Raw genomic sequence first — 12695 nt, forward strand, 5'->3', positions numbered from 1 at the left:
GGTCCCCGCAGCCACTGCGGGGACCGCCTCGTCATATCAGCTCGGGTCAGCCCTTCAGCTCCTCGCCGCCCGCCCTGCTCCTGGCCGCCGCCGAGTGCAGCGCGCGCAGGGCCAGCAGGAGGACGCCGACGTCGTCCAGGTAGACGGGGTCGGGGATCAGGTCGATCGGCGACACCGTGTACACCACGGCCGCCCAGAAGAGGGCCTTGGACTGCAACGGGACGCCGGCGTCGAGGAGGAGCCTGCGGGCCCGGAAGACGCGTACGAGCAGAACGGCCGCGTATCCCGCCACCACGAGCGCGAGAACCGCGACCACCACGATCCAGAAGGAGCTGTCCATACCGCTCTCCTACCCCGTGCCTCTCCCGCATGCCTCCGGACCGTACCGATCGTACGTTTCGCCGCCCGCCGGACGGACACCGGGAACCGGCGGCCGGCACGTCACCCGCGGGAAGGGGCCCTTCCCGCACCCGGGAAGGGCCCCTCGCACACGCCGTGCCCGCCGGCTCAGGCCGCCCGGTACGCCGTGGTCAGCCGTGCGACCGCGCCCGTCAGATCACCCGTGAGCAGCAGCCGGTCCGCCTCCGCGAACGGCTTGGCCGTCGCCGGGGTGACGTTCTGGCCGATCTTCTTCTGCACGACGTCCCGCGCCCGGGACAGCAGCTCGCGGCCCTCCGGCGACGTCCCGCGACCGGCCGCCTGGAGCACCTTGGCCGCGACCCCGATCGCCTTGAGCGTCAGCTCGCCCCCGGCCTGCGGGACCGGCCGGGTCGTCAGACCCCAGCCGAACGGGAACTGCGGGTCGTACGAGGCGTCGCCGACGTTGATCGGCAGCTGCGCCTCCGACTTCGGCCAGGTGACCGGGAGCTGGCCGGTGAACGGCCGGGCCCCGTACAGGACGTCCGCCACGCCGTCGCCCTCGGTGCCGGGCAGCCAGGAGGCCACCAGGGCGTCGATCGCCCCGAGCCGGTCGCCGATCAGCTGCGGCCGCCCGGAGACGACCAGGACCGCGCACGGCATCGCCGCGCAGACCTTGTCCACCGCGGCCCTGTCCGCCGCCGTCAGCTCCAGGTCGTGGCCGTTGCCCACGTCGCCGATGCCCTCGGCGTACGGCGTCTCGCCGACCACCACGACCCCGACGTCGTATCCCCCGGTCGCGGCCGAGGCGTCCTTCGAGTAGGCGATCTCGGTGTCCGGGGCCGCCTTGCGCATGCCTTCCAGGATCGTCGTGCCGGTCGTGTTCCGGCCGGACGAGCCCTGCCAGCTGATGGTCCAGCCACCGGCCTGGTTGCCCAGGTCGTCGGCGTTGGAACCGGCGACGTACACCTTCTGCGACTTCTTCAGCGGCAGCACGCCGCCGTCGTTCTTCAGCAGTACCTGCGACTTGGCGACCGCCTCCCGCGCCACGGCGCGGTGCGCGGCCGAGCCGACCGAACCGAGGTGGGTGGTGTCGGCGTACGGCCTCTCGAACAGGCCGAGCCGGAACTTCTGGGTCAGGATCCGCGCGACCGCGTCGTCCACGCGCGCCCGGGAGACCCGCCCGGCGGTGACCTCCTCCGCGAGGATCCGGGTGAAGTCCTGGTAGTTGGTCGGCACCATGATCATGTCGAGGCCGGCGTTGACCGAGGTCCGGACGTCGCTCGCGTAGTCGCCGGGGATCTGGTCGATCGCCTGCCAGTCGCTGATGACGAAGCCCTCGAAGCCCATGCGGTCCTTGAGGACGCCGTTGATCATCTCGGCGTTGGCGTGCATCTTCACCGGGCCCTTGTCGTCCCCGATGATGTCGAGCGAGGAGTACGAGGGCATCACCGTGCCCGCCCCGCGCTTCACCGCCTCGGCGAACGGCGCCAGGTGCACCGCCTCCAGCTCCTGCCGGGTCACCTTGGTGACGCCCTGGTCGATCGTGTACGAACCCGTCGTCGACGACCCGAACTCCGTGCCGCCGTCGCCGACGAAGTGCTTGGCGCTGGTGAGGACCTTGTCGTTGCGGTGCAGGTCCGCGCCGCTGCTCGCACCCTGCATGCCGTCGATGACCGTCTCCATGGCCTTCACCAGGGCCGGGTCCTCGCCGAACGCCTCGTACGAACGGCCCCAGCGCTCGTCCCGGGTGACGCACACGCAGGGCGCGAAGTCCCACGGGATGCCGGTGGCCCGGACCTCCTTGGCGGTGACCGCCCCGGTCCGCTCGGCGACCTTCGGGTCGCGTCCGGCGCCGATGCCGATGTTGTGCGGCATGATCGTCGCGCCGATGACGTTGTTGTGCCCGTGCACCGCGTCCACGCCGTAGATCAGCGGCACCTGGAAGCGGGTGGCCCGCGCCCGGAGCTGGTAGGCGTCGATCATCTTCGCCCACGCCTCGGGCGTGTTGGGCGTCGGCACCGAGCCGCCGCCGGAGAGCAGCGAGCCGAGCCGGTAGGAGGCGATGTCGCCCTGCGACCGCAGCGCGTTGCGCTCGGCCTGCGTCATCTGCCCGACCTTCTCCTCGAGCGTCATCCGCGCGAGGAGGTCCGCGACCCGTTTCTTCACCGGCAGCCGCTTGTCGAGGTACGGGAGGCCGTGCGCGTCCACGACGACCTGCGGCGTCTCGGCGGGCGCCTTGGCGCCGGTCACGTCGAGCGTGAGCGGGATCGTCTCGGCCTCCTCGGCCGAACCGTCCTTCTTCGTCGCCACGGTGACGACGTGCGAGGTGCCGGACGGAGTCCCGGCCGGGAAGGTCAGGGTGCCGCTGACCGGCGCGTAGTCCTTGCCCGCCTCGGCGGTCCCCTTCCCGGTCGTGTACGCGACGGTGACGGGCTCGCCGATGGGGCCCGAACCGGTGGTGGCCACCGTCACCTTCACCCGCGCGCCGCCGCCCTCGGCCACCGGGTACACGGCGGCGTCGGTGATCACCTTGGTGTTCAGCGCGGGCTCCGCCTTGCCGTACAGCTCCACCCCGTCCAGGGCGAACTCGCCGGGGGAGCCGGGCGGCAGGGTCAGGGCGTAGCCCCACATCTCGTTGAGCCCGAGGACCTGGTCGATGCCGCCGACGGGCTGGTAGTCCGCCCGGTACCGGAACTCGGAGAACGGGATCTCGACGAGGTGCCAGCCCTCCCAGTCGTCGGTGAAGGACGTGGTCCACAGCTCGGACGCCTCGCCGTTGGCGCCGCCGTCCTTGAGCTCGAAGTTGATCCGCTTGCCCGAACCGGGCGGCAGCGGAGCGGTGTTCTGGCCGTACCACCAGAAGCGGATGCCCTTGAAGGCGGTCCAGTCGTGGGCCGGCCGGTCGAAGGCGAAGTCGTGGGTGAACCCGCCCCAGCCGCTGATGTCGAACGTGCCCTCCAGGACCTTGGAGCCCTCGGGCGCGTCGGCGCGCTCGGCGAGCCGCAGCGCCGGGTGGTCGTCGGCGTCGCTGCCCCAGGTGAAGATGCCCTCCGCCGGCGGATTGCCGAAGGGGACCTCGCCCTCGAACCGGTCGACGGCCACCGGCACGGGCTCGTCGGCGGCGGCGCTCGGCAGCGCCCCGGCGAGCAGCCCGCCGAGCACGGCGCCGGCGGCGACCACCGCGGTCGCGGTTCTGCCCCGGACGCGGTTCCCGAAGCGGCTCTGGTGTCTGGTGCGTGGCATTGCGGCTCCTTCAGTACGGGGTGCGGTGGTGCGAAGGGGGCGGGCCGGGCGAGTTCCTTCGATCACTTCACGAACGCGGTGCGGGACCGTGGAGCCCGTCTCGGCCCCGGCGCCCGGGGCCCGGGGAACGGCGGTGCCGCCGTCCTTCCTCACGTGGGAAGTCGGCGATCGTGGCACGCATCGGGGCCTCCGCGTCGAGGGACGACATCGCTGTCAGAACCGCTCTGGAAGCGCTCTCAGCGCGGTGCGGGCGAGTCAACCGCCAGCCCGTCACGTCGTCAAGAGTCAACACCGACAACGACCGAAACACGGGGCGCCCCGGTCAGGCCTCCCTCCCGGCACCTGCTTTGCGTTCAAAGCCTGAACATTCAAAGGCCCTTGACGGCTCGTCCCCTGCGGAGGGGAGCGCCGACATGGGCATGGCGAGGTTGCGGTTAGGGTGCTGGTCGACGACGAAGGGGGAGCCGGCTCCATGACGTTTCCGCATCCGCAGGCGCAACCGCACCCGCCGCACCATCCGCAGCAGTACCCGCCTCCACAGCCGTACCCGCACCCGCATCCGCAGTCGTACGGGCCCGGGCACCCGGTGGCGGCCGGCTGCGAGGTCTGCGGAGCGCACCCCGCGATCCCCGTGACCGTCCGCGCCCACCAGGGCATGATCGTCATCATGCGCACGGTCACGCGGCGCGGCACCTTCTGCCGCACGTGCGGACTCGCCGTCTACCGGCAGATGACCTCCGACACCCTGCTGACCGGCTGGTGGGGCCTCTTCTCCTTCTTCGTCACGCCCTTCGTGGTCCTGGGGAACGCCTTCGGCGCCCGGGCCGCCCTGCGCCGGCTGCCCGAGCCGTACGGCGCCGTGCGGCCCCCGCTCCACCCGGGCCGACGCGTCCTGCGCCGGGCCCCCGCGCTGCTGATCCTCACCCCGATCGCCCTGATCGCCCTGGCGGTCCCCGCCCTGCTGCTCGTGGGGCTGCTCACGAGCGGCGGCGGACCCGTCGCGCTGTCGGTGGGCGATTGCGTACGCAACGAGGCCGACTGGCCCGAGCAGCGGTTGCTGAAGGTGGACTGCGGGTCCCCGCTGGCCGAGTACCTGGTGTTGGACGAGGCGTCCTGCGGCCCCGGCGACTACCTGCTGTACCCCGAGTACGTGACCGACTCGCCCGGAAGGCCGGGCTCCTGCGTCACGCCCCGCTGACGGACCGGTGCGCACCGGCGACGCGAAGGAGGAACGCCATGGAGCGGCAGGCACCGTTCGTCCGCTTCCAGGGGGTGGTGAGGCATCCGCGAGGACACTTTCCCGGTGTCTTCGTGCTCGCCAACGAGCTGGCGGCGCAGGGCCGGCTGACCGAGGAGCAGCACCGGTTCTGGAGGGCCGGCAACGACTGGTACGACGCCAACTACACCAATCCGACCCGTGTGGACCCCTCCGTCTACGACCCCCGGGTGCATCCGGGCGCCGTCGCCTGGTTCAAGACGTCCGCCCGGCACCTGATCGAGCGCGTGGACGGCTACCTGGAACTCCTCGCCGCCCACGGCGTCGAGTGCCGCCGCCTGGAGTCCTGGAACCCCGGCCGGATCCTCTACGAGGACGAGCACCAGGTCGTGGTGGCGGCGGAGGAGGCGCCGGACGGACCCCGGCCCGGTGCCACCGCTCCGGGCGGCGGCACCGGGCCGGGGTAGGGAACGGTCACGCGGCAGGCGTCACCGGCCGTACCACGCGTTGCGGATCGCCAGGGTCGACGCATTGCCCCGCTTGTCCACGACCACGGCGGAGAGGGAGACGCCCCTGCCCTTCGCCGGGCTCTTCACGGAGATCCGGCCGTTCCGGACCTCCACGGCCTTCCAGCTCTTCCCGTCGTCGTAACTCACCGACACGGCGAGCGACTTGAGGTTCGCGCCGGCCGCCGCGCCCTGCACGGTCACCGGGACCGTGACCGGAGCGCCCGCGGGAAGCCGCGAGGCGAGGTCGACCGGGGGCGCGAAGCGGACCGTGGACACCGGCAGGGCGGTGGTGGCCGCGACCCGCCGCGAGCGGAACGCGAAGCCGACGTCGACCCGGGTGGAGGCCGCGGCGATCTCCGCCGGGCGCTCCACGGAGGCCGTCAGCCGGTACTCGGCGTCGGCGGCGTCGACCGTGAACGGCTGCGAGCCGCTCAGCGGGTCGTCGTTCCTGCCGATCTCGACGCCGTCGCGGTACAGCGCCGACGTGGCCGAGGTGTACTCCGTGCTCCCCGCGTGCCCCTCGCCGTCGGCGAGCAGCGGCAGGGCGCCGACGATCCGCTGCTCGCCGGTGGCCGGGTCGGGAGCGGTGCGGTAGACGCCCGTGTCCTCGCCCAGGAGCGGGCCGAGGACGCCCGTGTTGAACGTCTCCCGGTACGTCCCGCCGGCCTCGTAGCGCTTCGGCCGGACCGTCTCGTAGGTGCCTTCGAGGGCCGGGTAGCCCCACTCGTCGGGCGCGCCGAGCTGGTTGAACCTGGTGAGCCACGTGACCCCGTCGCCGGTGGAGACGTGGAAGGTGCGCGTGCCCGGCGCCGTCTGCGGCGCGGAGAACCCGTTGCCCTCCGGCGCGCCGGGGATGCGGGCGTACGGGGAGGCGAGGGCGGACTTCCCGGGGGCGGAGGCGCCGAGGCCGACCTTCAGCGTGGCCAGCTCGTTCGCCCTCACGTGCTTGGCGTAGCCGGTCGCGACCCTGTCCGTCCCGCCGCCGAAGGCCACCGCGTACTGGGTGGCGGCGTCCTTGACGAAGTGCGCGTCCCAGGTCTGCAGGAGGGAGCCGTCGGTGACGGCCGGGCCCATGTGGGCCGTGCGGAAGCCGGTGAAGCCCCTGAGGACCCAGCCGTTGCCGACGCGGCCGATCTCGGTGGCGCGCTCGTAGTACGTCCCCGCGTAGTCCGCCTCGTCGATGCCCGGCACGGTGAGGGACACCGGCTTCGTGGTGCGCGCGTCGGCGACGAGCGTGGTGTCACCGGCGACGTCCAGCTTCGGCCGCACGATCCAGTCGGTGCCCTTGGTGAAGTCCGAAGGGTCCTGGTAGACGGCCGTGTTGAACGTGTACGAGCCCTTGGGCACGCGGATCGTGTGGCTGCCCGGCTCGTCGTTGACGGAGGCCTGGAAGCCCGCGGCGGGCCCGGCGACGCCGAACAGGGTGGTGGCGAAGTTCCGGGCGTCGGCGCCGTCGCGGCCGACGGCCCGGAACGTGAGGTCGTAGGACTCCGCCTCCCGTACGGCCACCGCGGCCGTACGGACGGACCGGCCCGCGCCGGTGGCGGTGACGTAGCCGGAGTAGGCGCCGTCGGCGTCACCGATCCGGGTGTCGGCGACGAGGTCGACCCCGGCCGTGCCGCCGGCGGGCACGGTCACCTTCGGGGAGCCGAGCGAGAAGAACCCGGCCGGGGCTTGCCTGCCCGCCGGGTCCAGGGCGGACACCGACAGGTCGAGGGTGACGTCCTCGGTCCCGAGGTTGCGGTAGACGACCTTCCTGGTGAGGGGCAGGTCGTCGGTGTGCGGCCACCGGGCCGTGCCGAAGTTCAGCGAGACCGGTTCGGCGACGACGCTCTGCGCCAGCGCCCCGTCGACCTGGACGCGGCCCGCGCCCTGCTGGAAGACGGTGAGGTCGCCGCCCTTCGCGGACGCGGTCAGCGCGCCCTTGAGCTCGGCGGCCTTCCAGTCGGGGTGCCGCTGCTTCAGGATCGCGGCCGCGCCCGCGACGTGCGGGGTCGCCATGGAGGTGCCGTCGATCTGCAGGTACCCCGGTGCGGGGTGCGGGACGCCGGGCCGGGTGTCGAGGGCGCTGCCGGGGGCGGCGGCCGCGGTGATCGCCACGCCGGGCGCGGTCAGATCCGGCTTGACGGCGCCGTCGCCGACGCGCGGGCCGGTGCTGGAGAAGGGCGCCAACCGGTCGTCCCCGTCGACCGCGCCGACGGTCAGGGCGGCGTCCGCGCTGCCCGGCGAGCCGACCGTCGACCCGCCGCTCTCGCCCTCGTTGCCCGCCGCGACGGCGAACAGGACGCCCTTCTCGGCGGACAGCCTGTCGATCGTCTCCTCCAGCGGGTCGACGCCGGGGCTGTCGGGGCCGCCGAGGCTGAGGTTGACCACGTCCGCGCCCTCGGCGGCGGCCCACTCCATGCCCGCGATGACGGCGGAGTCGTCCCCGTAGCCGTCGTCGTCGAGCACCTTCCCGCTGATCAGCTCGGCGCCGGGGGCCACGCCCTTGTACCGGCCGCCCGACTTGGCGCCGGTGCCGGCGGCGATCGACGCGACGTGCGTGCCGTGCCCGACGCGGTCCACGGCGTCGGGGGAGGCGGAGAAGTTCTTCTCGCCCACGACCCGGGTCCGCAGGTCGTCGTGGGTCCGGTCGACGCCGGTGTCCAGGACGGCGATCCTGACGCCCGTGCCGTCGTACCCGGACTCCCACGCCCTGTCGGCGCCGATCTGCCGGACGCTGCGGTCAAGGCGCGCGCCGCGCACCCCGTCCAGCCACACCTTGTCGATGCCGGAGGCGGTGGCGCGCACGCCGTTCCCCCGCCGGTCGGTCAGCGCCTCCCACACCTCGGCCAGGTCCTCCCGCGAGGCCCGTACGGCGTCGGCGCCGAGGGTCGGGAACGTGCGCCGCAGCTCGGTGTCGCCGGCCGCGCGCACCTCGGTCCGCGCGGCGCCTGCGCCCCCTTCGTACCGCACGATCAGCTTGAGCCCGTCGCCGTGGCTCTCGCGCAGCCGCGGGTCGGTGAGCACGTCGAGGTCGAAGAGTCGCTGGTCCAGCCTGCCCGTGGCGATCAGGCCCTGCGCGTCGGCGGGCACCACCAGGGTGTGGTCCCCGGTGCGCCGTATCTGTACGGGTATGTGCTCACGGCCCTCGGCGGACTCGAAGCCCACCATCCGGCCGTCGGCGGCCACCACCACGCGGTCGCCCGTGACGAGCGGTATCCGCCGGTCGCCGCCGACGCGGGTGATGTCGGGTGCGGCCGCCGTGTGTGCGGCGACCGCCGTCGCGGGGCCGGTCGTGCCCGTGGTCAGGGCCATCGTCGTGGCCGCTGCGACGGTGAAGGCGCCTGCTCTCTTCACATGTGCGCGCAAGTCTCCCCCAGGAGCTCGGAACGGGGTGTCTCAGGTCGTTTCCAGCCAGGGGGCGGAAGGCCGCCCGCCGCTGGTCAGCGCAGTATGTGAGCCGGGGGAGACGTGATCAAAAGCGGTGCGGGGAAAGAGGGTCGGGACGTGTGCTTTCCGGCCGTTCCGGAGTCGCCGGGTTCGATGGGACGACGACGGCGATGTGACCGCTCCGTGACGGCCGGACGATGCTTGTGCGACGGCGGTGCCCGCCGGCTCCTCCGGATCGCGCTCCGGCGCAGGTCCGGGCGTTTTCGGGGGAGGGTCGTGCCCGTGGACGGAGGACGCCCCTCCGATCGGCCGTATCCGCACGCGGACGGAACGGCCCTCCGTCCGCGTGCGTGCGGCTGCGAGCGGGTGGGCCTCCGTCCGCGTGCGTGCGGCTGCGGATGTACGACTGCGGGCGTGCGGGCCCTCTCCCGCGCCTACTCGTCCTCGTCGTAGTGCAGGGTGCCGTCCTCGTCCATGCGCGGGTGCATCTTCGTCGGCCCGTACTCGTCGATGTCCGAGGGGCGCGGCCCCTCGGGGCCGTCGGGACCGAACCGGACCATCCGCTCGACCCGGCAGATCCGGAACTCCCGCCCGTCCACCCGTACTTCGTCGGAGCGTTCGGCGGCCCGGAACAGCTCGCCGGCCCGCCGGTACCGCTCCCGCTGCTCGTCGTCCCACGCGTACAGGCGGGCCCACAGGTCGGTGAGGCAGTCGTACAGGCCCCGCCGGGCCTCGTGCGGGGTCGGCGCCAGTGAGCCCTGCGGCTGCCAGACGTCGCCGGCCCGTTCCACGACGCCGAAGCCGACGGGCAGCATGGCGATGTCCGGATGGGTGGTGACCGCCTTCCGGGAGTCGGCCCGGACGGCGGCGGGGTAGCGCTTGCCGACGTAGTGGAACTCCCGCAGCCCGAGCCGCAGGGCCTCGGCCATGAGCCCGCGCGTCTTCTCCGGGTCGAGCACGGTGCCGGTGTCGAGGCAGCGGCCGGCGCCGGTCTGCCGCTCCCAGACCCGGAAGACCGGCTCCGGATCGGTGGGGCGCGGCGGCTCCAGGCCGTCGGGGCCGGTGCGCGCCACCTCGTCGCCGCGCACGATCCGGTACGTCGTCCCCAGCACGACCAGTTCGTCGACCGGTTTCCGTTCGAGGACGCGGACGGCCGCGAGGAGTTCGCGCCGCACCTCCGGGTCGTCGGTGTCGTCCTTGGCCCGGAAGAAGAACTTCGACTGCAGGCCGTCCCGGCTCTGTTGCGGCATCCCGTCCAGCAGCGGCAGCACCACCCGCCACGGGGAGTCCGCCCCGGCCTCCCGCGCCGCCACCCCGAACAGCGAGCCGCGCACGGCGAGCCCCGGATACCGCACGGCGGCCTCGGCGGCGTCGGCCTCGGTCACCCAGGCGACGGGATCGCCCTCCCGCACCAGCCCCGCACGCATCTCGTCCAGGCGTCGCTTCGCGTGTTCGTCCATGCGCGCATTGTGGTGCCGGATCCGGTGGGCGGTCCGGTGATCGGCCCATCGGTTCAACTTACGGGTGACAACGGGAAGCGTTTCGAGCCACCATGGGCGTCTTTCGGACGGGAGCGGGACCGGCCGCGAGCCGCCGGACCCGTAGGATCGCCGTCGGGCGGGGCCGTAGCGCAGAGGTCGACGCGCGCGGTCTCCAAAATCGCGAGGACGCCGGTTCGACTCCGGCCGGTCCCGCCCGCACCCCCGCACGGTCCGGAGGTCCGGCGGGGGCGGGTCCTACGACGGTACGGCGGCGGTGTGCGGTTCGCCGGCGTCCGGTCCGTCGACGTCCGGCTCCGGATCCGCCGAGGGGGCGGCGAGCTGCTCGCGGAGGTAGTTCCAGGCCACCGAGACCAGCGCGGCAGCGGGCACCGCCAGGAGGCTGCCCACGATGCCGGCCAGGCTGCCGCCCAGCGTCACCGCGAGGAGGACGACCGCCGCGTGCAGGCCGAGGCCGCGGCTCTGGATCATGGGCTGGAACACGTTGCCCTCCAGCTGCTGCACCACGACGATGATCGCGAGCACGAGCAGCGCGTCCGTCAGACCGTTCGACACCAGCGCGATGAGGACCGCGACCAGACCCGCGAACAGGGCTCCCACGATCGGCACGAACGCGGAGACGAAGGTCAGCACGGCCAGGGGGAGCACCAGGGGCACGTCGAGGAACCACAGGCCCAGGCCGATGAACACGGCGTCGAGCAGACCGACGAACGCCTGCGAGCGCACGAACGCGCCCAGGGTCTCCCAGCCGCGCTCCGCCACGACGGGGACGTCGGTGGCCAGGCGGCCGGGAAGCTGACGGGTCAGCCAGGGCAGGAAGCGCGGGCCGTCCTTGAGGAAGAAGAACATCAGGAAGAGCGCCAGGACGGCGGTGACGAGGCCGTTGAACACCGTGCTCACCCCCGTGACGACGGTGGTGACCATGCTGCCGACGCTGTCCTGGACCCGCGCGACCGCCGCGTCGAAGGCGCTGGAGATCTGGTCGTCCCCGATGTTGAGCGGCGGCCCGGCGGCCCACTCGCGCAGTTTCTGGATGCCCTCGACCACCCCGTCGGCCAGCTCCCCGGACTGCGAGGCGACCGGCACCGCGATCAGGGCGACGATGCCCGCGACGGCCACGAGGAAGAGGACGGTGACCACGGCTGCGGCCAGGGCGGGGGGCCATCCGCGCCTCCGCAGGAAGCGGGCGAAGGGCCAGGTCATGGTGGTGAGGAACAGGGCCACTATGAGCGGCCAGACGACCGACCACATACGGCCCAGGATCCACAGGGACACCGCGGCCATCAGCAGGACCAGCAGCGACTCGGCGGAGACGCGTGCTGCCGTGCGCAGTGCGGCGGCGGTCTTCGTTGAACTCAACGTGGCAGGCATGGGGCTCACCCTAGTGAACCGCCGTCCCCCTCCTCACCTCTCCTCTCCTCCGTCACCGCCACCGCTCCCGCCCCGGACGCAGGGCACGTCCGGGGCGGGAGCGGTGGTGGGGATCAGGGGGCGACGGCCAGGTCGAAGAGGTGGATGTTGCCGTTGCCCGGCAGCACCACGAACTCCACCCGCTTGGCGGGGTCGAGCGGGATCGAGTGGGCGAACACGCGGTACGCGATGCCCGCGTTGCCGTACCCGGTGGGCCGGTTGCGCCCGTCGCTCGACGCCACCAGGGTCGCCCCGTGGGCGTTCGCCGGATCGAACGACCAGTTCGGGAAGCCGAACGAGCCGCTGCTGCTCGTTCCGTCCGCGTAGTACACGGTCGCGGTGCCCGAGGCCCCGCTCGTGACGCCCGAACCGAGGAGGACGAGCCTGCTGCCCGTACCGCTCAGAGCGATGGCCTGGCCCGCGGCGGAGACGTTGTCCGGGGTCCCGCGCGGCACGTCCGGCCAGCGCAGCGCGGCGCCCAGGGCGCTGACGGTCCCGCCGGGACGCAGCCCGGCGTCGGCGAGCTTCTGCGCGGAGAAGCTGTTGCCCTCGCCGTCGTAGTTCCCGGGCCTCGTGTCGCCCTCGTCGGTCACCCCCACGTTGTTGTAGGCGGCGGCCAGGTTCGCCAGGGGAGTGCCGCTGTGCTGCGTCCTGGTGCCGGTGGCGGACCCGGCCCCGTCGCCGCCCCGGTAGGTCGCGGTCGCGGTGAACGTGCGGACGGTGAAGCCGGGGCGCCGCTCCGGCACCTGGATCCGGAAGACGGCCTCGGCGGAGGCGCCCTTGGCCAGGGAGCCGTCCACCTGGAGGACCGAGGGCTGCACGGCCCAGCCGACCGGCCCTCCGAAGGAGACCTTCAGCGAGCGCATCCGCTCCGGCCCCGGGTTGGTGACGGTCACCTTCACCGTCGAGATGGCGGGGCCGTCCAGATCGACGGGGGAGACGGCCACCGCTGTGGCCACGTTGGCTATCGAGGTCGCGGACGGGGGCGCGGCCGAAGCCGTGGCCGGGAGGAGCGCGAGCGCGCCCGCCGCGACGACGGCCCCGAGCGATCGGATCAGTCCTGCTGGTCTCACGTGCTGCTCCTTC

At 73.1% G+C, this 12695-nt stretch carries 8 protein-coding genes and 1 tRNA gene; 3 read left to right on the forward strand and 6 right to left on the reverse strand.

Translation table 11 applies throughout. The annotated features are described in order from the left end of the window. Positions 1-46 precede the first annotated feature (46 nt). Entirely contained in the window at positions 47-340 is a 294-nt protein-coding gene (locus tag ACWGSR_RS23180) for a YkvA family protein (RefSeq protein ID WP_376232920.1), read from the reverse strand. 167 nt (positions 341-507) lie between these two features. After that, a complete protein-coding gene (locus tag ACWGSR_RS23185; protein ID WP_453568616.1) occupies positions 508-3603 on the reverse strand; it encodes a glycoside hydrolase family 3 protein in 3096 nt (1031 codons plus the stop codon). A gap of 472 nt (positions 3604-4075) precedes the next feature. On the opposite strand from ACWGSR_RS23185, the gene ACWGSR_RS23190 reads away from it, so the two are divergent. Beyond that, positions 4076-4801 (forward strand): LppU/SCO3897 family protein, encoded by a 726-nt coding sequence (locus tag ACWGSR_RS23190; protein WP_376232917.1) that lies wholly within the window; start codon positions 4076-4078, stop codon positions 4799-4801. Positions 4802-4839: 38 nt separating this feature from the next. Then, entirely contained in the window at positions 4840-5286 is a 447-nt protein-coding gene (locus ACWGSR_RS23195; protein ID WP_376232915.1) for a hypothetical protein, read from the forward strand. Between the two features lie 21 nt (positions 5287-5307). On the opposite strand, the gene ACWGSR_RS23200 is transcribed toward ACWGSR_RS23195, so the two are convergent. Both ACWGSR_RS23200 and ACWGSR_RS23205 read right to left on the reverse strand, forming a co-directional pair. Next, the gene (locus ACWGSR_RS23200; protein ID WP_453568618.1) at positions 5308-8667 is read right to left on the reverse strand and encodes a S8 family peptidase; all 3360 of its coding nucleotides are present in this window, start codon (positions 8665-8667) and stop codon (positions 5308-5310) included. Positions 8668-9134: 467 nt separating this feature from the next. After that, positions 9135-10160 carry a DUF5954 family protein gene (locus ACWGSR_RS23205; RefSeq protein WP_453568620.1) on the reverse strand — a complete coding sequence of 342 codons (1026 nt, stop codon included), beginning with the start codon at positions 10158-10160 and terminating at the stop codon, positions 9135-9137. Positions 10161-10319: 159 nt separating this feature from the next. Between ACWGSR_RS23205 and ACWGSR_RS23210 the strand changes: the two genes are divergently transcribed. After that, positions 10320-10394 (forward strand) — tRNA-Trp (locus ACWGSR_RS23210). Between the two features lie 42 nt (positions 10395-10436). On the opposite strand, the gene ACWGSR_RS23215 is transcribed toward ACWGSR_RS23210, so the two are convergent. Together ACWGSR_RS23215 and ACWGSR_RS23220 are read right to left on the reverse strand one after the other, a co-directional pair. Continuing rightward, the gene (locus ACWGSR_RS23215) at positions 10437-11570 is read right to left on the reverse strand and encodes an AI-2E family transporter (RefSeq protein WP_376232909.1); all 1134 of its coding nucleotides are present in this window, start codon (positions 11568-11570) and stop codon (positions 10437-10439) included. A 113-nt stretch (positions 11571-11683) separates the two neighbouring features. Continuing rightward, a complete protein-coding gene (locus ACWGSR_RS23220) occupies positions 11684-12682 on the reverse strand; it encodes an NEW3 domain-containing protein (RefSeq protein WP_453568622.1) in 999 nt (332 codons plus the stop codon). Positions 12683-12695: the final 13 nt, after the last annotated feature.

The organism is Streptomyces sp. NPDC055632 (genome assembly GCF_053618675.1).